Source organism: Nonomuraea terrae, from assembly GCF_004348995.1.
In the GTDB taxonomy this organism is placed as follows: Bacteria; Actinomycetota; Actinomycetes; order Streptosporangiales; family Streptosporangiaceae; genus Nonomuraea; species Nonomuraea terrae.
Map to the genome: position 1 here is coordinate 1 of NZ_SMKQ01000105.1, position 22,203 is coordinate 22,203.

A 22,203-nucleotide genomic window follows, 5' to 3' on the forward strand; every position below is an offset into this window, starting at 1 on the left:
GGTCAGGGTCACGGCTTGGCCGGTGGCGGCGGAGGCCAGGAGGGACTCCATGATGTCGAGGACGTGGAAGGCCAGCTCCCCGCCCGCGCGGGGGGTGCGGTTCGGTGGGGTGGCGGCGAAGTCGGCGAGGCCTATGCCGCGGCCGGCTTCGGTGTAGCCGGCCGAGACCGGGAGGGTGCGCCAGCCCTCCTCGCCCAGGCGGGCGAGCTCCACGGGGCCGTCGAAGTGGTTGGGGTCGGGCACGACGAGCGAGCCCTTCTCCCCGTGGACCTCGATCCTGGACGCCCTGGTGGCCACCGCGTCGAAGCTCATCACCAGCGTCGACAGCACTCCGGACTCGTGCACCAGCACCCCGGTGACGTGGGTGTCCACGGTGACGGGGACCGACTCGCCCTGGCGCGGCCCTGATCCGATCGTGCGCTTGCTCCGCGTACGGCTGCCAGCCCCGATGACGGTCACCACCGGGCCGAGCATGGTGATCAGGCTGCTGATGTAGTACGGGCCCATGTCGAGCAGCGGCCCGCCGCCGGCGACGTAGTAGAAGTCGGGGTTGGGATGCCACCGCTCGTGTCCGGGCGTCATCATCGTCGCCGTCGCCGCGACGGGCGTCCCGATCAGCCCGTCGTCGATCGCCATGCGGGCGGTCTGCGTACCGGTGCCGAGGACGGTGTCGGGCGCGCACCCCACCCGCACCCCCGCCGCCGCGGCGGCGTCCAGCACCCGGCGGGCCTCGGCGGAGGTGGCGGCCAGCGGCTTCTCGCAGTAGACGTGCTTGCCGGCGGCGATGGCGAGCAGGGCGACCTCGGCGTGCGCGGCCGGGACGGTGAGGTTGAGCACCAGCTCGACGCGCAGGTCGGCCATCAGCTCCGGCACGCTCACCACGTCGACGCCCGGGTAGGCGCGCACGGCCTGCCTGGCGCGGTCGAGGTCGAGGTCGGCCACGGCCACCAGCCGCAGCTGCGGGAGGCGTTCGATGGTGGCGAGGTACTGCGCCGAGATGGCGCCGCAGCCGACGATGCCGACGTTCAGCGGCTGGCCCACAGCATGCCCCTCTCGATGACCGTGCGGACGCTGTCGTGCTGCAGCACGTCGAGGCTGTGCCCCGGAGTGGCGACGAAGATCCGGCCCTGGCCCCAGCGGCGGGTCCAGATCGCCGGCGAGGTGACCTCGCGGTGCCAGGGGTCCCAGGCGCGGACCTTCTGCGTGGTGGTCGCCAGCACGTCGATGTAGTCGTCGGTCAGCACCCAGTACTGCTCGGTGACGAGGTCGAAGTCGCCGATCCCCTCGGTGATGGGGTGGGAGGCCGCCTCGGGGAGCATGGTGACGGTGTACGGGACGAAGTTGTGCTGCTCGGTGCCGGCGCCGGGCTCGGACGGGTCCTTGCCGGGGTGGCAGGCGAACTGGCCGCCGATGAGGTGCAGGTAGTCGGAGGAGTTGCGGAAGGAGTCGGCGATGCCGCCGTGCCAGCCGGCCATGCCGGTGCCCGCCTCGATCGCCGCCCGCAGGCCCTTGAGCTCGGCGGGCTGGATGGTGCCCATGGTGTAGCACTGCACGATGAGGTCGACGCCGGACATGAACGCCGGGTCCGCGTACGGGGCGGGGCTGTCCGCCAGGTGCACCTCGTATCCGTGTTTCTCCAGGTACGGAATGAAGAGGTCGGTGGCCGCCACCGGGGCGTGGCCTTCCCAGCCGCCCCGCACCACCAGGACCGTACGCCTGTTTTCGCCTGCCATGCTCTCCCAATCACGTGAGGAACCGCTCGGGCTGCCGCCAGAAAACGGCATACCGGTCAATCATGCTGTCAGGGTTCCCGGTGGGGAGGAAGAGGCCACGAGGACGGATCACCGCCGCCTCGAGGAAGGCGACGGTGATCCGTGCTCAGAGGGCGGTCAGGGGGCGCAGGTGCGCTGCGGCTTGGCCGGGGGCGCGCAGCGGAACAACGACGGGTTGACCACCGACGGCGGGCGCCACTCCAGCGACGCCTGCTCGTAGGCGTAGGCGAACGACAGCAGCGCCGCCTCGGTGTACGCGGCCCCGAGGAACGTCATGCCGAACGGACGCCCGTTGGCCGGGTCGTAGCCGATCGGCACGGCCACCGACGGGTATTGCGCCCGCGCGCCGATCCCGGCCGAGCCGTTGCCGGAGAACAGGATCGCGTCCAGGTCCTCGGCGCCCAGCACCGCGTCGATGCGCGAGCGGGCGGTGGCGATGCCGTTGTCGCGGTCGGCCTCGTAGTCCGCCTTGGCGGCGGGGTCGTCGAGGTCGATCGCGTTGGAGGCCACCAGTTGGGTCTGGCCGAACTTGATCGCGCCCTCGTCGGCGTGCGCGAGGTTGTATCGGACGACGTCGTCGAGGGACTTCATCGGGGCGTTGCGGGGCAGGCGGGCGAGGTAGGCGTTGAGGTCGCGCTTGAACTCGTAGTCGAGGATGCCGGGCGGCATCCCGCCGGTGTTGACGGTGACCTGGACGAGCGTGGCGCCCTGGGCGCGCAGCACGTCGAGGGCCCGGGTGAAGGCGGCGCCCTGGTTGCCCGACGGCGAGCTCGCGACGCCGACGCGCACGCCCTGGAGCGCGTCCTTCTTCAGCGCGGCCGTGTAGTCGGTGCCGGCGACGCCGCCGCTGGTCTCGGTCGCCGGGTCCTCGGGGTCGACGCCGGTCATCGCGGTCAGCAGGGCGGCGGCGTCGTACACCGAGCGGGTCATCGGGCCGGCGGTGTCCTGGGAGGCGGCGATCGGCACGATGCCGGTCCGGCTGACCAGGCCGACGGTCGGCTTCACGCCGACGAGCGAGTTGGCCACCGAAGGGCTGAGGATGGAGCCCGAGGTCTCGGTGCCGACCGTGACGGCCCCGAGCCCGGCGGCCGCCGCGGACCCGGACCCGGAGCTCGACCCGCTGGGGGTCTGGCTCACGTCGTACGGGTTCAGCACCTGCCCGCCGAGGCCGCTGTAGCCGGACGGCATGCCGTTGGTGGTGAAGTTCGCGAACTCGGTGAGGTTGGTCTTGCCGAGGATGACGGCGCCGGCAGCGCGCAGCCGCTTGACGAGAAAGGCGTCGTCGGACGGGTAGGAGTCGGCCAGCGCGAGCGCGCCGGCCGTGGTCGGCAGCCTGCGGACGTCGATGTTGTCCTTGACCAGCACGGGGATGCCGTGCAGCGGGCCGCGCACCGTGCCTCTCCCGCGTTCCCTGTCGGCCTGCCTGGCCTCCTCGAGCGCTCTGTCGTTGAGCGCGCGGACGGCGTTCAGGCCGGGGCCGCTGGTGTTGAGCGCGCGGATGCGGGCGAAGTAGTCGCTCGTGAGCTGCTCGGAGGTGATCTTCCTGGTGCTCATGGCCTGCTGGAGCTGCGCGACCGTGGCGGTCTCGAGGTCCACGCGGGGACGGCCCTGGTCGATCTGGGCCTGCGTCGGAGAGACGGCCACCGTCGCGGCCACGACGGTGGCGAACGCGGCCAGGTGGACGGTGGCGCGGGTGGTCAGGCGGCGTCGTACGGATAAGACACTGGGACGTCTCATGGGGTGCGTGTCCTTCCAGGGGGTGTCCGCCTCGGCCCCGGGCGGCACGAGGCAAACGATGATCACCCAGGAAGCGTGCGACGGGGAAGTTGTCGCAGTATTTCGGATGTATTACTTTCGGCGCCACGCGCGCGGATGGCGAATCTTGATGTGCCCGTGGGCGAGCCAGCCGGTGACCCGCACGTGCGGGCTTCCCCCGTGGCCCCGGACCTTGCTGGTGATGCCGCCCCAGCCGGTCTGCGCGCCGTCGGCGTCCGCGCTCGCGCCGGGCGGCAGGACGACGAGCGCGGAGCCGTACGCCAGGTGGATCTCGATGTCGACCACCGGGTGGGCGATGACGGCCCGTGACAGGTCGAGCCGTACGCCGCCGTACCCGGAGCTGACCCGCAGCAGGCGCGGCACCCGCCAGTCACCGGTCCGGGTGATGGAGCCGCCGGTCGAGCCGAGCTCCACCACGTCGTCGGGGAGGTCGGCGAGCTGGTGTTCCAGCTCGCCGGATGTGGCGGCCGTCAGCACGCTTTCCAGCCGCCGTTCCAGCTCACCGGAGGAGAGCCGGCCGTCCGCGTACGCCTGCTGGACCAGGTGGACGGCCCGGTCACGGTCGGTCTCCCGGATCCCGATCCCGCTCATCGGCTGACGGCCCTGCGGTACAGCCGCGTGGCCAGCGGCACGAACACGACCAGCAGCACCGCCGACCACAGCAGCGAGACGGGGACGGCGTGCCGCAGCGGCCAGGCGGCCGGCTCCGCCGCGCCCGGCGGGATGTTGCCGAACAGCTCCCGGGCGGCCTGGACGATCGTGGAGACGGGGTTCCACTCGGCGATCGGCTGCAGCGGGCCGGGCAGGCGGGCGCTGTCGACGAAGGCGTTCGACAGGAACACCAGCGGCATCGACAGGATGGTGGCCGCGTTGTTGAACACCTCCGGCTTGCGCAGGGCCAGCGCGACCGCCGCCGTCACCCACGAGTACGCGTACGCGAACAGCAGCAGCATCGCGAAGCCGAGCGCGGCCTCGGCCGGCGAGGAGTTGATCCGCCACCCGACGACCAGCCCGACGAGGGCCATCACGACGATGCTGGTGACGTTCATGATGACGTCGCTGACGGTCTGGCCGGTCAGCACCGCCGAGGGCGACATCGGCAGCGTGCGGAACCGGTCGAAGATGCCCTTCTGCAGGTCCTGGGTCAGCGTGTAGCCGGTGATCTGGCCGCTCATGACGATCGTCTGGACGAAGATCCCAGGGATGAGGTACTCGCCGTACGAGATGCCGGGCAGCTCGATCATGCTGCCGAACACGTACGCGAACAGCAACACGAACACGATCGGCAGGGCGATCACGCCGCCCAACAGGTCGGGCGCTCGTTTGATCTTCAACGCGTTGCGCCTGGCGATCGTCATGCCGTCGGCGACGGCCATCTGGAGGGTGTTCATCGGACGCTCTCCTTGATCTTCTCGTCGGCCTGCCGGCCGGCCTCGTGCCCGGTCAGCGCCAGGAACACGTCGTCCAGGGTCGGGCGGCGCAGCCCGGCGTCGCGTACGGCGATCCGCCCGTCCGCCAGCCGTCCCAGCGCGGTGGTGAGCGCGGCGGCGCCGCCGCTGACCGGGACGGTCACCCGCAGCGCGGCGGCGTCGGCCTGCACGCCGCCGGCGGCCAGCGACGCGAGCGCGTCGCCGGCGGCGCGCAGGTCGGCCTCGCTCGTCACGGTCACCTCGATACGGTCGCCGCCGACCTGGTCCTTCAGCTCGTCGGCGGTGCCGAGGGCGATCACTCGGCCGTGGTCGACCACCGCGATGCGGTGGGCCAGCCGGTCGGCCTCCTCCAGGTACTGCGTGGTCAGCAGCACGGTCGTGCCCCCGGCGACCAGCTCGGCGATGAGCTCCCACAGCGCGGCGCGGGCCCGGGGGTCGAGGCCCGTGGTGGGCTCGTCGAGGAAGAGCACGGGCGGCTCGGCCACCAGCGCCCCGGCGAGGTCGAGGCGGCGCCGCATTCCGCCGGAGTAGCCCTGCACGGGCCGGTCGGCCGCCTCGGCCAGGTCGAAGCGCTCCAGCAGCTCGCGGGCGCGCCGGCGGCTGCGTTTGACGCCGAGATGGTAGAGGCGGCCGACCATCTCGAGGTTCTCCGCGCCGGTGAGGTGGTCGTCGACGGCGGCGTACTGGCCGGAGGCGCCGATGTGGGCACGCAACCGGTCGGCGTCGCGCACGACGTCGAAACCGGCGACCTCGGCGCGGCCGGCGTCGGGCTTGAGCAGGGTGGTGAGGATGCGAACGGTGGTGGTCTTGCCGGCGCCGTTCGGGCCGAGCAGCCCGAGGACGGTGCCCTGCGGGACGGTCAGGTCGACGCCGTCGAGGGCGGTCACGGTGCCGTAGCGCTTGACCAGGCCCTCGGCCACGATGGCAGCTGTCATGGTGCTCTCCTCCTGCGGGGGTCAGGAACGGTGGACGACGATGTCGCCGTAGTTGGTGTGGGCGCGCACCTCGACGGTGTGCTCGGTCTCGACGGGGCCGTCGGCGGCGTCGAGGGAGACCTCGACGGTGCCGTACTGCGAGCTGACGTCGAGCCAGGCGGTGGTGCCTTCGCGGATGCCGAGCTCCAGCCCGCCACCGGTGGTCTCCATGACCACGGCGCCGGAGAGGACCTCGCCGATGGTGACGCTGCCGTACGCCGTCTTGGCCACGACGCCGGACAGCGCGCGGTCGACGGTGACGTCGCCGTGGGCGGAGTTGAGCCGCAGCTCGCCGGTCACCGTGCCGAGGGTGACCTCGCCGTGCGCGGTCTTGACCACCGCCGTGCCGTCGATGCCGCCGGCGCCGATGCTGCCGTGGGTCGTGGTGAGCTCGGCGTGCCCGGCGGCGCGGCCGACCGAGATGTCGCCGTGGTCGCTCTTCAGCCGCAGGCGCGCGGCCTGGTCGACCCGGATGTCGCCGAGAGAGGTGGTGAACCGCACGTCGCCCAGCGGGCCCCGGCAGCGCACGCTCGCCGCCGCGCCGCCCTCGACGCGGGAGCCGGCCGGCAGGCTGATGGTCACCTCGACCGAGCCGCCGCCGCTGAGCAGCGAACGCACCCAGTCCGCCGGTGATTCGACCAGCTTGTCGAGCGAGACGCCCCATCCGAGGGATCGGGCCGCCGGGCCTCCGGACGTCTTGACGAGCAGCCTGCCGTCGGAGTAGTCGGCCTGAGTCTGCCGGGCGGTCTCCACGTCGGCGTCGTTGTAGGCGTCGCTCGGGGAGATCTCCACGACGGTGTCGGCTCGCTCGCTCGCCTCGATGCGGACGTGGGCGGCGGGCACGTCGATCACAGCGGTGATCGGGCCGGGGGTGGCGAAGGCGGGCATGACGGTCTTCTCCTGGTGGGGTCCGGTGGTCATCAGCGCACCCAGCCGGTGTAGCGGCTGCCGCTCTGCTGGGTCGCGCGCCGGGCGGACCGGCGAGGGGCGGGATCGAGGGCGGCGGTGACGGCGCGGACGAGCCAGGCGTTCACGGAGAGCCCGTCGCGGGCGGCGGCCTCCTCGATGCGCGGCTTGAGGTGCTCGGGGACGCGCAGGGAGATCCGCGCGGTGCCGCCGTCGTCGTCCGGCGGCGGGGGTGCGGGCTCCTGCTCGGGGGCACCGGCCTGCTCCGCCTGCTCGTACGCCCGCGCGGGCGGCGGCTGCGTCACCACGAAGTCGGGGTCGCGGCCCCGAAGACGCACCTCGACGGAGCCGGGCGCGAGGTCGCGGGTGATCTCGTCGGCGGCGGCGGACAGCGCCTCCAGCAGGGCGAGCCGGGTGGCGGCGTCCAGTGCGGCGGCGAGGCGCTCGGCCAGCGCGCGCGCCTCGTCGCCGCCCGCGCCCGCGGCGACCGCGAGCTCGCGGCGGAGTTGGTCGACATAGGGTGCGAGGTCCATGACGCCACTATGACACCATCATGGCGTCATCGCAAGCCCGGCCGCGACGCCGCTTGACGCCATCGCGGCGCCATCGGGGCGGCGTCAAGATTTGATGCGGGGCGTATGGATCGCGTTAAGACGGATAAATCTCGCGAAAGACTGAGGTTGGCTGTCTTTGGCGGCCGACCGAACGAGAAGGTCGGACGAGAAGGGGAGTGAGCGACGTGCGGGAGCGTCCCTCCCCCTGGGGCGGGGGCTGAGGTGCGCGGCAGGCTGCGGGTCTACCTCGGCGCGGCGCCCGGCGTGGGCAAGACGTACGCCATGCTGGGCGAGGGCCGCCGTGCCGTGGAGCGCGGCAGGGACGTGGTCGTGGGCTACGTCGAGACGCACGGCCGCGCCCGCACGCAGGCGCTCCTTGAGGGCCTGGAGATCACCCCGCGCAAGACGCTCGTCCACCGCGGCGTCACGTTCACCGAGCTCGACGTCGAGGCGGTCGTCGCCCGGCGGCCGGCGGTGGCGCTGATCGACGAGCTGGCCCACACCAACGTGCCCGGCTCGAAGAACGCCAAGCGCTGGCAGGACGTCGACGAGATCCTCGACGCGGGGATCGACGTGGTCTCCACGGTCAACATCCAGCACCTGGAGTCGGTCAACGACGTCGTCGAGCAGATCACCGGCGTGCCCCAGCGCGAGACCGTGCCCGACGAGGTCGTCCGGCGGGCCGACCAGATCGAGCTCGTCGACATGTCGCCGGAGGCGCTGCGGCGGCGCATGGCGCACGGCAACGTCTATCCCCCGGAGAAGGTCGACACGGCCCTGGCCCACTACTTCCGCGTCGGCAACCTGACCGCGCTGCGCGAGCTGGCGCTGCTGTGGGTCGCGGGCAAGGTGGACGAGCAGCTCGACCGCTACCGCGCCGAACACGGCATCGCCGCCACGTGGGAGGCCCGCGAGCGGGTGGTGGTGGCGCTGACCGGCGGCCCGGAGGGCGACACGCTGGTACGCCGGGCGGCGCGCATCGCCGCCCGGTCCAAGGGCGCCGACCTGCTGGCCGTCCACGTGACCAGCGCCGACGGCCTGGCCGGCGGCGACCCGGCGAACCTGGCCCGCCAGCGCACGCTGGTGGAGAGCATGGGCGGCACCTACCATCAGGTCGTCGGCGACGACGTCCCCCGCGCGCTGCTCGACTTCGCCCGCGGCGTCAACGCCACCCAGCTGGTGCTCGGCGCGTCGCGGCGGGGCCGGTTCGCGCAGATCCTGGCGCGGGGCGTGGGCATGGAGACCACCGCCCGCTCCGGCTCCATCGACGTGCACATGGTCACCCATCCGGAAGTCCGCAAGGGCCGCCGGGCGCGCGAGCGGTCGCGGGCGGCGCTCACGAGGAAACGCCGGATCGCCGGGTGGGTCGTCGCGCTGGCGGGCCTGCCACTGCTGACCGCGGCGCTGCTGCCGTTCCGCGCCACGTTGTCGCTGTCCAGCGACATCCTGCTCTTCCTCAGCCTGGTCGTGGTCGTCGCGCTGGCCGGCGGCACCTGGCCGGCGATCACCGCGGCGGTGGGCGGGTTCCTGCTGCTCAACTGGTTCTTCACCCCGCCCACCCACACCTGGACGGTCGCGGCCCCGGAGAACGTGCTCGCACTGGTGGTGTTCGTCCTGGTGGCGGCCGCGGTGAGCACGATCGTCGACCTGGCCGCCCGGCACACCAGGGAGGCCGTGCGCGCCCGCGCCGACGCCGAGGTGCTCTCCACGCTGGCCGGGCACGTGCTGCGCGGTGAGGCCGCCCTGCCCTCGCTGCTCGGCCGGCTGCGGGAGACGTTCGCGCTGGACTCGGTCGCCCTGCTCGAACGCCGCCACGCCCGCACCCCCGACGACGTCTCCGTCCCGTCCGCCTGGCGGATCGTCGCCATCTCCGGCGGGCCGCCGTCCACCTGCCCGGGCCAGGCCGACACCGACGTGCAGATCGACGAGAACCTCGTGCTGGCCGCGCGCGGGCGGCTGCTGGACGCCAGCGACCGGCGGGTGCTGGAGGCGTTCGCCGCCGAGGCCGCCGTCGCCCTGCGCCAGGAGCGGCTGCGGCAGGAGGCGGCGCGCGCCGAGCCGCTGGCGGAGGCCGACCGGATGCGCACCGCGCTGCTGGCCGCCGTCAGCCATGACCTGCGCACGCCCCTTTCCGCCGCCAAGGCGGCGGTCGAGAGCCTGGGCAGCCGCGAGGTGCGGTGGAGCCCGCAGGACCGCGAGGAGCTGCTGGCCACGGCCGGCGAGTCGCTGGCCAAACTGGACCGGCTGGTGGCGAACCTGCTCGACATGAGCCGCCTGCAGGCCGGCGTGCTGGGCCTGTCTCTGGAGCCCGTCTCCGTGGCGGAGATCGTCCCGCACGCGATCGACGAGCTCGGGGCGGCGGGCGAGCGCGTGGAGGCCGACCTCTCCCCCGGCCTGCCCGAGATCGACGCCGACCCCGCCCTGCTGGAACGCGTCCTGGTCAACCTCATGAGCAACGCGGTCCGGCACAGCCCCGCCGGCCGGAAGGTGCTGGTCACGGCCGGCCGGGGCGACGAGCTGGTCGAGATCAGGGTGATCGACCGGGGTCCCGGCATCCCGCGCGAGGCGCACGAGCGGGTCTTCCAGCCGTTCCAGCGGCTCGGCGACCGCGACGCCCACGCCGGTGTCGGGCTCGGCCTCGCGCTCTCCCGCGGGCTGACCGAGGCGATGGGCGGCACGCTCGTCCCGGACGAGACGCCGGGCGGCGGGCTCACCATGGTCGTCTCGATGCCGGTCCACTCCCGTCCATGACGGCCGGCCCGTCAAGGTCGTGTCAGGCGGCGTCCCGGTCGCGTACGAGTGTCGTAGGAATCGGCGTTCGCGCACGCCGCGGGCGCTTTCCTGAGAGTGCCGGCTTCGCGACGTGGAAGGGCGCTCATCATGTCTTCAGGGGTTCGGGACGGCAGGCCGCCGGCCGGGCTGCTGGTCGCGGGCGGGTTCGCCGTGACGGTCCTCGCCTGCGCCGTCGTCGCGGCGGCCGTCCCGGGGACGCGGGCGCGCGTGTGGGTGATGGCCGCCGTGGTGACGGTGTTCGCGGCGCGGGCGCGCGACGTGCCGGCCGCTCTGGTGACGGCTCTGACGGCCTGGTGCTTCACCACCGGTTTCCTGGTCAACGCGCTGGGGACCCTGACGTTCGGCCGTTCCGACCTGGTCAGGCTGGGGGTGTTCGCCGCGGGCGGGCTGGCGGGCGCGGGCCTGCCCCGGCTCCTGGGCGCTCCCCCGCCGGCCGTTCGCGTTCCCGTTCAGGAGGAACTTCCCGTTCGCGAACAAATGCCTCTATAAGGTGATAAATCCCACTTTGGCAGTCCAAACTGTGCAGTCTGGGCTGAACAGTTCTAGCGTTGAGAGCATGGGAGATCACGACCTCGCCGCCCGAGCCGCCGGTGACGTCTGGGTGGTGTTCAGCCGCCTGCGGCGCAGGGTGAAGGACCTCGCCGTCGAGGGCGACCTCACCCCGGCGCAGGCCTCCGTGCTGGCCCGGCTCGACAAGGAGGGGCCTGCCTCGGCCAGCGACCTGGCCGTGGCCGAGCGCGTACGCCCCCAGTCCATGGCGAAGATCGTCGTGACGCTGGAGCTGGCCGGGCTCGTGGAACGCCACCCCGACCCGCGCGACGGCCGCCGCCAGCTCGTCACCCTGACCGGCGGCGGACGCGAACGGCGCATCGGCGACCGGCGGGCCCGCGAGCAGTGGCTGGCCCTCGCCCTGCGTGAGCGCTGCACCGACGAGCAGCTGCGCGCCGTCATCGAGGTGATGGGCGTGCTGGACGACGTGGCGCACTCATGACGCTCTCGGCCCTGTTCCGCGTCCGGCGACGACACGCCGCCGGAGAGGGGTTCGACCGCCGGCTGATCCCGCCGATGATCCTGGGCTCCATCCTCAACCCGATCAACTCCTCGATGCTCGCGGTGGCGCTCATCCCCATCGGCCGGGACTTCGGCGCGTCCCCGTCGGCGACCGCGTGGCTCATCACCGGCCTGTACCTGGCCACCGCCGTCGGGCAGCCCGTCATCGGGCGGCTGGTCGACTCCTTCGGCCCGCGCCTGCTCTACCTGACCGGCACCGCCCTGGTCGGGGTGGCCGGGCTGATCGGTGTGCTGGCACCCGAGCTGTGGGTGCTGATCATCTCCCGGGTGCTGCTCGGGCTCGGCACGTCGGCCGCCTATCCGGCGTCGATGTTCCTGCTGCGCAGCGAGTCGGAGCGGACCGGGCTGCGCAGCCCCAGCGGGGTGCTGGCCGCGTTGTCGATCTCCAACCAGGTCGTCTCCGTGCTCGGGCCGCCGCTGGGCGGGCTGCTGGTCGGCGCAGGGGGCTGGCATCTGATCTTCGCGGTCAACGTGCCGCTGTCGGCGGCCTGTCTCGTCCTGGGCGCGTTGTTCCTGCCGCGCGCGTCCGCCCTGGGCGCGGACCTGAGCGCCGCCCGCTCGGAGCGCATCGACATCGCGGGCATGGCGCTGTTCGCCGGGACGCTCACCGCGTTCATGCTCTTCCTGATGGACCCCGAGGTGGCGCGCTGGCCGCTGCTGGCGGTCTTCGCCGCCGTGGGCGCCGCCTTCGCCGTACGCGAGCTGCGCACCGCCTCCCCGTTCCTGGACCTGCGGGTGCTGGCCGGGAACCTGCCGCTGCTGGCCACGTACGTCCGCCAGTTCCTGGCCTTCGTCACCTCCTACGCCTTCATGTTCGGGTTCACGCAGTGGCTGGAGGAGGGGCGCGCGCTCAGCCCGTCGGCGGCGGGGCTGGTCCTGCTGCCGATGTCGGCGGCGGCGATCCTGGTCACTGCGGTCACCGGACGCCGCGCGGAGGTGCGCGGCAAGCTGCTCGCCGGCAGCCTCGTGCAGGTCGCGGGGACCGCCCTGATCCTGCTGATCGGGCCGGGGACGCCGATCTGGGCCCTGGTGGTGATCGCCACGATCATCGGCGTCCCGCAGGGACTCAACGGCCTGGCCAACCAGAACGCCCTGTACGCGCAGGCCGATCCCGCGCGCATGGGCTCCTCCGCCGGGCTGCTGCGGACGTTCATGTACCTCGGCGCGCTGGCCGCCTCGGCCGCGAACGCCGCCTTCTACCGGCACGGCGCCACCACGGCCGGCCTGCACGATCTCGCCTGGCTGCTGGTGGGCGTGTCCGCGCTGTTCCTCGTCGTCACCCTGGCCGACCGGTCGTTGCTCCGCGTCGGCCGCCTGGACGAAGCCCCCAGCCGCTGAATCCTCCTTCCTGAGGACCTGTTCGGCAGGTCACCGGCGGGCGGCGTCGAGGAGGTTCTGGCGGGCGTCGGCCGGGAGCAGGTAGCCGGCCTTGACGTTGCGGGCGTCGGCGCGCGCCACAGCCGAGACGTGGCGTCCGTGCGACGGGTAGAGCCGATCGAGCGTGGCCTCGCCGAACGGCACGTGCGTGCCGAACAACCGGCAGAAGCTCTCGCCGGAGTTGTCGCCGGTGTTCAGCGCGGTGGGCGCCGCCACCTGCGACAGCCGGATGCCGCCGCGGGCCAGCCCCAGCTCGTCGCGCGCCTTGCTGCCGTCGGAGGCGAACTCCAGCGGCGGCGCGGTCGGCGGCGCGACGCCCCGTTCGGCCCAGCGGGTCAGGTGGTCGTAGGCGGCGGCCAGCACGTGGTGCAGCGGCACGCGGCTGTACGGCGGCCGGTCACAGCGGTACGTGGGGGCGGTCCCGAGGTCGCGGGTCAGCAGCGGCCTGCGGTAGTCGTAGCCGAACCAGCCGGAGTGGGCGCTGCCGGCCACCTCCCAGCGGCGGAACCGGTCGGTGTCGGCGGGCCGCGCGGGCGAGCGCACGTCGGTCTCCGACAGCACCTGGAAGACCGGCTCGGCGCCGGCGCGGGTGGGGGCGCTGCCCACGATCTGGCCGTACCCGTCGAAGACGCTCTCGATCTGGGGAAGCACGGCGTCGTAGTAGACGGTCAGCCGGCCGGCGGACTGCGAGGCCCCGATCGCCAGGACCGTGTCGGCGCGCAGCCGTCCGAGCAGCGACCGCTGACCGGGCCGCCTGATCGCCTTGGCGGCCTGGGAGAACACGTCGTAGGAGAGCTGGTCGGCGGTGAACCGGCCGCCGCCGGTGACGTCGAGGCCGCCGTAACGGGCCGGGCTCCACCCGCGGAGCTGGTCCACGCCGACGCGCTGGGCGGACACGCCCACCCAGGCGTACCCGGCGCGGGTGATCAGGTCGGTGTGCCAGAGCGCGTCGAGGTCGTATCCGGCGGTGACGTTCTGCCATTCGGTGAGCACGGTGCCGTTGAACGCGGCGGGGCTCGCCGGGCGGCGTACCAGCACCCGGGTCCGGTACGGCACGTCGGCGGCGACCGGCTCGCCGGTCGTGCTGTAGGCGTCGGCCACGCCCGACAGGAGGAACTCCTGCTCCACGTAGCCGCGGGCGGCCAGGTCGGCGTCCGTGGCCAGCCAGGGAGAGGTGTCGGCGATGTCCGGCGAAGCCGGGTCTCCCGGCGGGGCGCCCGGCAGCGGGCCCTCGACGCGGGGCACGTCGACCGGGGCCGGCGCGGCCGTGCCGGCGGCGGCTTCCACGGGGGTGAGCACCAGGCAGGCGGCCACCAGCGTGGCGGCGATACGGCGGGACGGGCGGGGAAATGACGCCATGCGCGATCTCCTTCCGGCCGGACGATCCGGCCACCCCGATGATCGCCTCATCGCACCCGTACGCATATCGGCACAATCACCAGTCCTGCCGTGCACTGTACGGAAAACCGTACGGCTAGCTTGGCGCCGGAAAGGAGGTCGTCATGACCGAGCACGGATGGGAGCGCGACTACGCGATCCTCGCGCTGCACATCAGCGACCTGGCCACCGGCGGCACGATCATCTACCGGGGCCCGCAGGAGTGGCGGGCGCAGGCCGCCGAACAGGCCGCCGAACAGGGCGCCCCGCCGCCGGGCAGGCTGGCCGAGGACGCCGACCGGTTACTGGAGCAGGCCACGTCTCCGTACGCGGCCGCGAACCTGCGCGCGTTCCGCGCCGTCGCCCGCTACCTCGACGGCGAGCGACCGTCCCTGGCCGACTACGCGGAGCAGTGCCTGGGCCTGCGCCCGCGGTGGCTGCCGGAGGAGGAGCTGGCGGCGGCGCACGACCGGCTGGACGCGGCGCTGCCGAAGACGCCCGGATCACTGGCGGAGCGGCTGCACGCCTGGCAGCGGGCCCACACCCTGCGCGACATGGACCGGCTGCCGCACCTGGTGGACCTGGCGGTGGCCGAGACCCGGGCGCGTACCGCCGCCAGGATCATCCCGCTGCCGGACGACGAGGTCGTCGAATGCGTGACGGTGCCCGAGGCCACGTTCCACGCCGCCGGGCACTACGCGGGCGGGCACCGCTCGCAGATCCACATCAACGCCGGCATCCCGTTCAACGTCGCCGACCTGCTCTACGTCGTCGCCCACGAGGGGCATCCGGGGCACATCGCGGAGTCGATGTTCAAGGAGGAGCACGCCGAGGGCCGCATCGAGCGGCAGGTCAGGACGCTGCTCTCGCCGCCGTTCGTGATCAGCGAGGGTCTCGGGCTGCACGCCGAGCAGCTGATCTTCCCGGGCGACGAGGCGCAGAAGTGGCTCACCGACCACGTCCTGCCCGAGCTGGGCATCGCCGCGGACGGCAGCGACCTCGCCGCGATCCACGAGGTCAAGAACGTGCTGTGGGGGGTGTGGGGCAACGCGGCGTTCCTCGCCGCCGAAGGGCGCTCCGACGCCGACCTGGCCGCCCACCTGTCGCGGTGGGCGCTGTACGACGACGACGAGGTGGCGCTCGCGCTCGGCCAGGTGCGCCCGTCGGTGATGAGCCCCTATCTGTTCTGCTACCACCACGGCTGGCGGCTGCTCGGCCCCTGGCTCGACGCCCCCGACCGCGACCGGCGGGTGCGCCGCCTGCTCACCGAGCCCTTCCTCCCCGCCGACCTGGCCGTGTGATCAGGGGGACGTGCGGAACCGGTCGGTCGCCTCGACGAGCAGCCGGCGGATGCCGGGCTCCGAGCCGCCGTGACCCGCGTCCTCGACGAGGTGGAGCTCCGCCTCCGGCCAGGCCCGATGCAGGTCCCACGCCTGGTCCGGAGGCGTCTTCATGTCGTAGCGGCCGTTGACGACGACCGCCGGGACGTGGCGGATGCGGTCGACGCCCGCGAGCAGGCCCTGCTCGGGGAGGAAGCCGCCGCCCGCGATGTAGTGGTGGAGGATGTGGGCGAACGCCACCGTCTGGGCGTCGCCGAGATCGGGTGGCGGCACGGGCAGCAGCGTGTTGGCGGTCAGCTCCCAGCCCATCCAGGCGCGGGCGGCGGGGACGTGGACCGCCGGGTCGGGGTCGGTGAGACGGCGGCCGTAGGCGGCCACGAGGTCGTCCTGCTCGCCGGCGGGGATGGGAGCGACGAACGCCTCCCACTCGGCCGGGAACAGCCGCGCCGCGCCCTCCGGGGTGAACGTCCACGCCTCGTCCGACGGGCGGACGAGCCACACGCCGCGCAGCACCAGCTCGCTGACCCGGTCGGGGTGGGCCTGCGCGTACGCCAGGGCGAGGGTGCTGCCCCAGCTCCCGCCGAAGACGAGCCAGCGCTCGACCCCCAGGTGCCCGCGCAGCCGCTCGATGTCGTCGACCAGCTGCGGGGTGGTGTTGCGCTCCAGCGACACGGCCGGGTCCCCGGCGAAGGGGGTGCTGCGGCCGCAGTTGCGCTGGTCGAACAGCACGATCCGGTACGCGGCCGGGTCGAAGAACCGCCGGTTGTCGGGGAGCACGCCGCCGCCGGGGCCGCCGTGCAGGAACAGCGCGGGCTTGCCGGTGGGGTTCCCGCACGTCTCCCAGAAGATCTCGTCGCCGTCGCCGGCGGCGAGCATCCCGGAGTCGTACGGCTCGATCGGCGGATACCAGTCTCGAGGGGTCATGGGCACCCTTCCTACCACTCACCCCCACTCCACCCGTCGTACGGGACCCGTGCAGTACGCCCGGCGGGGTAGCCGCGAAACGGTTCCCGTAGGGGGCTACGGACTGCGCGGCCGGGCGCAACGTTAGCCGGACGTCCTGCGGCTCATCGAGGAGGCGAAGTCCGGCCCGTCGCGCCCGCCCCCGGCCTGCGGCGGCGCACCTCGCGTGCGCCCCGTTGCGCGTGAGCGTGTACAACAGTCCCATGCAGGAGCGTCCTTCGGGCCGGGTGAGCGCCGACGACCTCGGAGCCGTCATCTCGGCGGTCCTCACCGGGTCACGGCTGCTGGTCGCCATCGCCGCCCGATCGCTGGCCGCCGTGCAGGACCGGGTGACGCTCCCCCAGTTCCGCATGCTCGTGGTGCTGGCCGCGCACGGCGAGACCAAGCTCGTCACCATGGCCGACCTGCTCGGCGTCAACAGCTCCACCGCCATGCGGATGGCCGACCGTCTGGTCGCCGCCGGGCTGGTCGTCCGCGAGGTCAACCCGCACAACCGACGGGAGAACCTGATGCGCCTCACCGGCGAAGGGCGCGGCCTGGTCGACGAGGTGACCGCGCGGCGGCGCGAGGAGATCGCCGCCATCGTGGCCCGCATGACGCCCGAGGAGTGCCAGGCCCTCGTCTCGGCCATGACCGCCTTCAACCGGGCGGGCGGCGAGCCGGCCGCGAGCCCCCACTACCCGCTCGGCTGGCCCGACCGGTAGCCGGCCTCGGCCGCGGCGGGCTTCAGGCCGAGTGCGGCCGACAGCTCGCGGGCCGTCTCGGCGACGACCGCGCCCATCTCGTGCAGTCTCTCCCGCGCGGCCGTGCGCGTCACCGCCACGCTGATCGCCGCCGTGATCAGCCCCCGGTGGTCGCGTACGGGCGCCGAGACGCCGGCGCTGCTGTCGTCCAGCTCGATGTCGGAGACCGCGTACCCGGCCGAGCGGACGTGGGCCAGGTCCGCGAGCCACTCCCTCTCCCCCGCGACCGCGCCTTCCAGCCCGGACGGCAGCACGGCGCGCAGCAGCTGCCGCACCCGCTCGTCCTCCCACTCGGCGAGCAGCGCGCGCCCGGCCGCCGCCATGATCACCGGTACGGAGACGCCCTCCCACACCCGGTGGTACACCCGCGACGACGGCATCGACAGCAGGGTCAGCACCTGGTTGCCGCGCAGCACGCACAGGTAGGCCTCCTCGTCGAAGGCGACCGTCAGCCGCCGCAGGAACGGCGCGGCCACCTGTACGAGCCGGGAATGCTGGGTCCGCGCGGCGAGCGCGAACAACCGCCAGCCGAGCCGGTAACGCCGCGTGACCGGGTCACGCTCCACCATGCCTTCGAGTTCGAGCGCCCGTAGCGCCCGGGAGACCTGACTCTTCTCCCTGTCCAGCCGCTGGGCGATCCAGCTGACGCCGAACCCGTCCGCGTCCCGATCGTCGCCGTGACCTGCGAGAAGTTCCAGGATCTCCATGTCCCGGCGCAGGCCGGCCGAGGGCGCCGGCGGCTTGTCACTCATCCTTGTCCGTTCATGCCGAAACCATCACTGTTTTGTTGCGATAGTTGCACCTAAATTTGCACTCAACGCAACTGGTGCCATACGTTTACGAGCCGTTGCAAGCGTAAGCGAAGGTGGTTCTTTAATGAGTTTCGGCGAGTACGTGATCTCCCGATGGGACACCCTCTCGCTGGCCGCCGCCGAGCACGCCCTGGTCGTCGCGATCGCCATCGCCCTGGCCGCGGTGATCGGAGTCGGCGTCGGTATCCTCGGTCACAGCTCGCCACGGGTGCGGGAGACGTCGATCGCCGCCGCCGCAGCCATCCTGACCGTCCCCTCGCTGGCCCTGATGACCCTGCTCATCCCCCTGACCGGTCTCGGCTGGGGCTCCACGCTGATCTCCCTCACCGTGTACGCGTTCCTGCCGATCATCCGCAACACCGTGACCGGGCTGCGCGGCCTGGACGCCGCCACCGTCGAGGCGGGGCGCGGCATGGGCCTGAGCCGCCTGCGCCTGCTGGCGCAGGTGCAGCTCCCGCTGGCCTGGCCGCTGATCCTGACCGGCATCCGCATCTCCACGCAGATGGTCATCGGCATCGCCGCCATCGCCGCCTTCGTCGACGGGCCCGGCCTGGGCAACCAGATCTTCGAGGGCCTGTCGCGGCTGGGCTCGGTCAACTCGCTCAACGCCACACTCGCCGGGACGCTCGGCATCGTTGTGATCGCCGTGCTGTTCGACCTGTTCTTCTTCGCCGTCCGCCACCTGACCACCCCGAGGGGGCTTCGTGTTCGACCGTGACACCGACGGCGTGCGCATCGAGCTGCGCGCGCTGACCAAGCACTACCCGGGCCAACCGGCCCCCGCGGTCGACAACATCACGATGGACATCCCGGCCGGCGAGCTGGTCGTCTTCGTCGGCCCGTCCGGCTGCGGCAAGACGACCACGATGAAGATGATCAACCGGCTGGTGGAGCCCACCTCCGGCGAGATCCGCATCGGCGGCAAGGACGTGCTCAGCCTCGACCCCGACGAGCTGCGCCGCCACATCGGATACGCCATCCAGCAGGTCGGTCTCTTCCCCCACCAGACCGTCGCGCAGAACATCGCCCTGGTCCCGAAGCTGCTCGGCTGGCCGCAGGCCAAGGTCGACGCCCGCGTCGAGGAGCTGCTCGCGCTGGTCAGCCTGGAGCCGTCCACCTTCCGCGACCGCTACCCGCGCCAGCTGTCGGGCGGCCAGCAGCAACGGGTCGGCGTCGCCCGGGCCTTGGCCGCCGACCCACCCGTGATGCTCATGGACGAGCCGTTCGGCGCCACGGACCCGATCACCCGCGAGCACCTGCAGAACGAGTTCGTCCGGCTGCAGAAGCAGCTGCGCAAGACCATCATCTTCGTCACCCACGACTTCGAGGAGGCCATCAAGCTGGGCGACCGCATCGCCGTCCTGCGCGAGGGCTCCCACATCGCCCAGTACGACACTCCCGCCGCCATCCTGAGCGACCCGGCCGACGACTACGTCGCGGGCTTCATCGGCCAGGACGCCACGCTCAAGCGGCTGGCCCTGGTGCGGGTGTCCGACATCTCCATCGCCGACCCGCTGCCCGACCTGGCGTTGCCGCAGGTCACGGCCGAGGCGAGCCTGCGCGAGGCACTCGACGTCATGCTGGCCCACGGCTCCGACCGGTGCGGCACGCCGTCCGGCGTGCTCACCTACGCCGCGCTGTGCGCGGCCGTGGGCAGCCGGCCGGAGGAGGCGGTGTCAGGAGGAGATGTCCGGTGACCGCCGAGACCCTGGCCACCGGGCGGGTCCGCGCCCCCGGGCGCCTGCCCTTCGGCCCGCGTCACCTGATCGTCCCCATCGCCGTCGGCGCCGTCCTGCTGGCCCTGTACGCGTGGGTCGGCACGCTCGAGCTCGACTCCATCGAGCAGCGCAGCCTCAACCGCTCCGTCATCCTGGCCAAGGCCGTCGAGCACCTGCAGATGACGGTCGCCGCGACCGCCCTCGTCGTGGTCATCGCGATCCCGCTGGGCGTGCTGGCCTCCCGATCCAGGAACCGGCTGGTCGCGCCGGTCATCCTCACCGCCGGCAACCTCGGCCAGGCCGTGCCCTGCATCGGCCTGCTCGTGCTGTGCACGTTCCTCATGGGCGTGGGCTTCCAGACCGCGCTGGTCGGCCTGGTCGCGTATGCGGTGCTGCCCGTGCTGCGCAACACCATGGTCGGCGTGCAGCAGGTCGACCCGGCGCTCATCGAGGCGGCCCGCGGCATGGGCATGACGCGCGGGCAGGTGCTGCGCCGCGTCGAGCTCAAGCTGGCCGTGCCCGCGATCCTGGCCGGGCTGCGGACCGCGCTGGTGCTGACCGTCGGCGTCGCCACGCTGGGCGCGTTCGTCGCCGCGGGCGGCTACGGCGAGCTGATCATCAACGGGCTCAAGCTGAACCGCATGCCCGTGACCATCGTCGGCGGCGTGCTCACCGCGTGCATCGCCTTCCTCGTCGACTGGCTGGGCGGCCTGGCCGAGGACCTGCTCAAGCCGCGCGGCATCTGACCCCTGTTTCCCCCGATCACCAATCAAGAGGTGTCTTTGTAATGCTTTTCCCCCTCCGACGGACGTTCGCCATGCTCGCCGCCGCCGCACTGACCATGACGGGAGTGAGCGCCTGCGGATCCGGTGACACCGTCGAGGCTGCCAGCGCGGGCGACGAGCTGGCGGGCGCCAAGCTCGTCATCGGCTCCAAGGACTTCACCGAGAACATCGTGCTCGGCAACATCGCCCTGCAGCTGCTGAAGGCGCACGGGGCCGAGGTCGTCGACAAGATCAACCTCGGCGGCACCGTGACCAACCGCAAGGCCCTGGAAGCCGGCGAGATCGACCTGTACTGGGAGTACTCCGGCACCGGCTGGATCGAGCACCTGAAGAACGCCGAGCCCATCCAGGACTCCGCCGAGCAGTTCAAGGCCACCGCCGCCCAGGACCTGGAGAAGAACAAGATCCACTGGATCGGCCCGACGCCGCTGAACAACACCTACGCCCTGGCCATCCGCTCGGAGAAGGCCACGGAGCTCGGCGTCAAGACGCTCTCCGACGTCGCCGAGCTGGCCAGGACAAAGCCGGAGGAGGTCACGATCTGCATCGAGACCGAGTTCTCCACCCGCGACGACGGCCTGCCCGGCCTGACCAAGGCGTACGACATGAGCATCCCGAAGGACCGCGTCTCCCTGCTCGACACCGGTGTCGTCTACACCGAGACCGACAAGGGGCAGACCTGCAACTTCGGCGAGGTGTTCACCACCGACGGCCGCATCGCCGCGCTCGGCCTCACGGTGCTGGAGGACGACAAGAAGTTCTTCCCGGTCTACAACGCGGCCGTGACCCTGCGGCAGGAGACGTACGACAAGCACCCGGCGCTGGAGCAGGTGCTCCGGCCGGTGATCGCCAAGCTGGACGACGCCACCATGCAGAAGCTCAACGCCCGCGTCGACGTCGAGGGCCAGGAGCCGGCCACGGTCTCCGCCGAGTGGCTGGGCGAGCAGGGCTTCCTCGGCTCCTCCGCCGCCTGACACCGCTGACGATGGCCGCATCCCCCGCCACGCCGACGCAGGACGTCCGCCTGCGCTCGTGGGAGCGCAGGACGGATCCGGTCCTGCTCGGCGTCGGCCTGCTCTTCCTGGTGAGCTGGGCGCTGCCGATCGTGCTGCCCCGGCTCCCCGGCGAGGCCGTCGCGTGGCTGGAGCTCCTGCAGCAGGTGGCGTGGGCGCTCTTCGCCGCGGACTACGTGATCCGGCTGTGCCTGGCCGAGCGCCGCGGGCGGTTCGTCGTGGCGCACCTGCCGTCGCTGCTGGTCGTGCTGCTGCCGCTGCTGCGCCCGCTGGCCGTGCTGCGCTCGCTGCTGCTGCTGACCGCGCTGATGCGCCGGGTCACGCTGCCGCTGCGCATGCGCGTCACCGTGTACGTCAGCGGCTGGGCCTGCTTCCTCGCCCTGGTCGGCGGCATCGCGGTGCTGGACGCCGAGCGCGACGCACCCGGCGCCACGATCGTCACGCTGGCCGACGCCCTGTGGTGGTCGCTGACCACCATGACCACGGTCGGCTACGGCGACCTGTCCCCCACCACGGGACAGGGACGGCTCATCGCCGCCGTGCTGATGCTCTCGGGCATCGCGCTGCTGGGTGTCGTCACGGCGTCGATCGCCGCCTGGTTCGTGGAGCGGTTCCAGGAGTCGTCGGCCGCCGAAGAACGCGGCCAGGCCGACCTCCGGCTCGTCCTGGAGGAGCTGCGGACGGTCCGCGCCCGCCTCGACGAGCTCCAGGCTTCCCGGGAATAGGCGGCGGTTCGCACCGGTTTCTTTGCACCATGCAATGATGATCCGGTCTCACCGGGGAGGACAGTGCTGGAACG

General features: G+C 72.5%; 22 protein-coding genes. 11 read left to right on the top strand and 11 right to left on the bottom strand.

Annotated elements, in window-relative coordinates; all coding sequences use genetic code 11:
- The 8 genes from E1286_RS27760 to E1286_RS27795 form a co-directional block, all read right to left on the bottom strand.
- Positions 1-1,041, bottom strand: a 1,041-nt coding sequence (locus E1286_RS27760; protein WP_132617028.1) for a Gfo/Idh/MocA family protein, incomplete at its 3' end; no start/stop codon positions are given.
- Positions 1,026-1,733 carry a ThuA domain-containing protein gene (locus E1286_RS27765; RefSeq protein ID WP_132617030.1) on the bottom strand — a complete coding sequence of 236 codons (708 nt, stop codon included), beginning with the start codon at positions 1,731-1,733 and terminating at the stop codon, positions 1,026-1,028. The genes E1286_RS27765 and E1286_RS27760, both read right to left, overlap by 16 nt.
- A gap of 156 nt (positions 1,734-1,889) precedes the next feature.
- Positions 1,890-3,509, bottom strand: a complete 1,620-nt coding sequence (locus tag E1286_RS27770; RefSeq protein ID WP_132617032.1) for an amidase family protein — start codon at positions 3,507-3,509, stop codon at positions 1,890-1,892.
- Positions 3,510-3,620: 111 nt separating this feature from the next.
- Positions 3,621-4,139 (bottom strand): DUF1707 SHOCT-like domain-containing protein, encoded by a 519-nt coding sequence (locus E1286_RS27775; RefSeq protein WP_132617034.1) that lies wholly within the window; start codon positions 4,137-4,139, stop codon positions 3,621-3,623.
- A complete protein-coding gene (locus E1286_RS27780) occupies positions 4,136-4,939 on the bottom strand; it encodes an ABC transporter permease (RefSeq protein WP_132617036.1) in 804 nt (267 codons plus the stop codon). Before E1286_RS27780 ends, E1286_RS27775 begins: the two co-directional genes overlap by 4 nt.
- Positions 4,936-5,913, bottom strand: a complete 978-nt coding sequence (locus E1286_RS27785; protein ID WP_132617038.1) for an ATP-binding cassette domain-containing protein — start codon at positions 5,911-5,913, stop codon at positions 4,936-4,938. The genes E1286_RS27780 and E1286_RS27785 overlap by 4 nt, the downstream gene beginning before the upstream one ends.
- Positions 5,914-5,934: 21 nt before the next feature.
- Positions 5,935-6,873: a DUF4097 family beta strand repeat-containing protein gene (locus E1286_RS27790; RefSeq protein ID WP_246075226.1), complete on the bottom strand. Its 939-nt coding sequence runs from the start codon at positions 6,871-6,873 to the stop codon at positions 5,935-5,937.
- Positions 6,873-7,391, bottom strand: coding sequence for a toxin-antitoxin system HicB family antitoxin (locus E1286_RS27795; protein WP_132617040.1), 519 nt, complete (start codon positions 7,389-7,391; stop codon positions 6,873-6,875). Before E1286_RS27795 ends, E1286_RS27790 begins: the two co-directional genes overlap by 1 nt.
- Positions 7,392-7,634: 243 nt before the next feature.
- On the opposite strand from E1286_RS27795, the gene E1286_RS27800 reads away from it, so the two are divergent.
- From E1286_RS27800 to E1286_RS27815, 4 genes are all read left to right on the top strand, one after another.
- Complete coding sequence (locus tag E1286_RS27800) at positions 7,635-10,163, top strand: sensor histidine kinase (RefSeq protein WP_132617042.1); 2,529 nt, start codon at positions 7,635-7,637, stop codon at positions 10,161-10,163.
- A 129-nt stretch (positions 10,164-10,292) separates the two neighbouring features.
- Positions 10,293-10,694, top strand: coding sequence for a hypothetical protein (locus E1286_RS27805; RefSeq protein WP_132617044.1), 402 nt, complete (start codon positions 10,293-10,295; stop codon positions 10,692-10,694).
- Between the two features lie 67 nt (positions 10,695-10,761).
- Positions 10,762-11,196: a MarR family winged helix-turn-helix transcriptional regulator gene (locus E1286_RS27810; RefSeq protein WP_132617046.1), complete on the top strand. Its 435-nt coding sequence runs from the start codon at positions 10,762-10,764 to the stop codon at positions 11,194-11,196.
- Positions 11,193-12,614 carry an MFS transporter gene (locus E1286_RS27815; protein WP_223190467.1) on the top strand — a complete coding sequence of 474 codons (1,422 nt, stop codon included), beginning with the start codon at positions 11,193-11,195 and terminating at the stop codon, positions 12,612-12,614. Before E1286_RS27810 ends, E1286_RS27815 begins: the two co-directional genes overlap by 4 nt.
- A 30-nt stretch (positions 12,615-12,644) precedes the next feature.
- Here the strand turns inward: E1286_RS27815 and E1286_RS27820 are convergent, their stop codons facing one another.
- On the bottom strand, positions 12,645-14,012 hold the full coding sequence (locus tag E1286_RS27820; protein ID WP_223190469.1) for an alpha/beta hydrolase domain-containing protein: 1,368 nt from the start codon (positions 14,010-14,012) through the stop codon (positions 12,645-12,647).
- 143 nt (positions 14,013-14,155) lie between these two features.
- On the opposite strand from E1286_RS27820, the gene E1286_RS27825 reads away from it, so the two are divergent.
- A complete protein-coding gene (locus E1286_RS27825) occupies positions 14,156-15,331 on the top strand; it encodes a hypothetical protein (RefSeq protein WP_132617048.1) in 1,176 nt (391 codons plus the stop codon).
- Here E1286_RS27825 and pip read toward each other — a convergent pair whose 3' ends face one another.
- Complete coding sequence (gene pip, locus E1286_RS27830) at positions 15,332-16,294, bottom strand: prolyl aminopeptidase (RefSeq protein WP_132617050.1); 963 nt, start codon at positions 16,292-16,294, stop codon at positions 15,332-15,334.
- Positions 16,295-16,536: 242 nt separating this feature from the next.
- Here pip and E1286_RS27835 point away from each other — a divergent pair, with 242 nt between their 5' ends.
- Positions 16,537-17,037, top strand: a complete 501-nt coding sequence (locus tag E1286_RS27835; protein ID WP_132617052.1) for a MarR family winged helix-turn-helix transcriptional regulator — start codon at positions 16,537-16,539, stop codon at positions 17,035-17,037.
- Here the strand turns inward: E1286_RS27835 and E1286_RS27840 are convergent.
- A complete protein-coding gene (locus tag E1286_RS27840; RefSeq protein WP_132617054.1) occupies positions 17,010-17,828 on the bottom strand; it encodes an IclR family transcriptional regulator in 819 nt (272 codons plus the stop codon). The two genes, E1286_RS27835 and E1286_RS27840, sit on opposite strands and share 28 nt — an antisense overlap.
- A gap of 124 nt (positions 17,829-17,952) precedes the next feature.
- Here E1286_RS27840 and E1286_RS27845 point away from each other — a divergent pair, with 124 nt between their 5' ends.
- Genes E1286_RS27845 through E1286_RS27865 form a run of 5 tightly spaced genes read left to right on the top strand, consistent with a single transcriptional unit; the run spans position 17,953 to position 22,129 of the window.
- On the top strand, positions 17,953-18,606 hold the full coding sequence (locus E1286_RS27845; RefSeq protein ID WP_132617056.1) for an ABC transporter permease: 654 nt from the start codon (positions 17,953-17,955) through the stop codon (positions 18,604-18,606).
- Positions 18,593-19,585, top strand: a complete 993-nt coding sequence (locus E1286_RS27850; protein WP_246075227.1) for an ABC transporter ATP-binding protein — start codon at positions 18,593-18,595, stop codon at positions 19,583-19,585. Before E1286_RS27845 ends, E1286_RS27850 begins: the two co-directional genes overlap by 14 nt.
- Entirely contained in the window at positions 19,582-20,352 is a 771-nt protein-coding gene (locus tag E1286_RS27855) for an ABC transporter permease (RefSeq protein ID WP_132617058.1), read from the top strand. The genes E1286_RS27850 and E1286_RS27855 overlap by 4 nt, the downstream gene beginning before the upstream one ends.
- A gap of 41 nt (positions 20,353-20,393) precedes the next feature.
- Entirely contained in the window at positions 20,394-21,365 is a 972-nt protein-coding gene (locus E1286_RS27860; RefSeq protein ID WP_132617060.1) for a glycine betaine ABC transporter substrate-binding protein, read from the top strand.
- Positions 21,366-21,376: 11 nt separating this feature from the next.
- On the top strand, positions 21,377-22,129 hold the full coding sequence (locus E1286_RS27865) for a potassium channel family protein (protein ID WP_132617062.1): 753 nt from the start codon (positions 21,377-21,379) through the stop codon (positions 22,127-22,129).
- Positions 22,130-22,203: the final 74 nt, after the last annotated feature.

Coding starts and splice junctions, on each gene's coding strand:
- E1286_RS27845 (WP_132617056.1), top strand. CDS start 17,953: ATGAGTTTCGGCGAGTACGTGATCTCCCGATGGGACACCCTCTCGCTG.
- E1286_RS27810 (WP_132617046.1), top strand. CDS start 10,762: ATGGGAGATCACGACCTCGCCGCCCGAGCCGCCGGTGACGTCTGGGTG.
- E1286_RS27840 (WP_132617054.1), bottom strand. CDS start 17,828: ATGAGTGACAAGCCGCCGGCGCCCTCGGCCGGCCTGCGCCGGGACATG.
- E1286_RS27780 (WP_132617036.1), bottom strand. CDS start 4,939: ATGAACACCCTCCAGATGGCCGTCGCCGACGGCATGACGATCGCCAGG.
- E1286_RS27815 (WP_223190467.1), top strand. CDS start 11,193: ATGACGCTCTCGGCCCTGTTCCGCGTCCGGCGACGACACGCCGCCGGA.
- E1286_RS27795 (WP_132617040.1), bottom strand. CDS start 7,391: ATGGACCTCGCACCCTATGTCGACCAACTCCGCCGCGAGCTCGCGGTC.
- E1286_RS27825 (WP_132617048.1), top strand. CDS start 14,156: ATGACCGAGCACGGATGGGAGCGCGACTACGCGATCCTCGCGCTGCAC.
- E1286_RS27785 (WP_132617038.1), bottom strand. CDS start 5,913: ATGACAGCTGCCATCGTGGCCGAGGGCCTGGTCAAGCGCTACGGCACC.
- pip (WP_132617050.1), bottom strand. CDS start 16,294: ATGACCCCTCGAGACTGGTATCCGCCGATCGAGCCGTACGACTCCGGG.
- E1286_RS27835 (WP_132617052.1), top strand. CDS start 16,537: ATGCAGGAGCGTCCTTCGGGCCGGGTGAGCGCCGACGACCTCGGAGCC.
- E1286_RS27865 (WP_132617062.1), top strand. CDS start 21,377: ATGGCCGCATCCCCCGCCACGCCGACGCAGGACGTCCGCCTGCGCTCG.
- E1286_RS27775 (WP_132617034.1), bottom strand. CDS start 4,139: ATGAGCGGGATCGGGATCCGGGAGACCGACCGTGACCGGGCCGTCCAC.
- E1286_RS27765 (WP_132617030.1), bottom strand. CDS start 1,733: ATGGCAGGCGAAAACAGGCGTACGGTCCTGGTGGTGCGGGGCGGCTGG.
- E1286_RS27805 (WP_132617044.1), top strand. CDS start 10,293: ATGTCTTCAGGGGTTCGGGACGGCAGGCCGCCGGCCGGGCTGCTGGTC.
- E1286_RS27860 (WP_132617060.1), top strand. CDS start 20,394: ATGCTTTTCCCCCTCCGACGGACGTTCGCCATGCTCGCCGCCGCCGCA.
- E1286_RS27820 (WP_223190469.1), bottom strand. CDS start 14,012: ATGGCGTCATTTCCCCGCCCGTCCCGCCGTATCGCCGCCACGCTGGTG.
- E1286_RS27790 (WP_246075226.1), bottom strand. CDS start 6,873: ATGACCACCGGACCCCACCAGGAGAAGACCGTCATGCCCGCCTTCGCC.
- E1286_RS27770 (WP_132617032.1), bottom strand. CDS start 3,509: ATGAGACGTCCCAGTGTCTTATCCGTACGACGCCGCCTGACCACCCGC.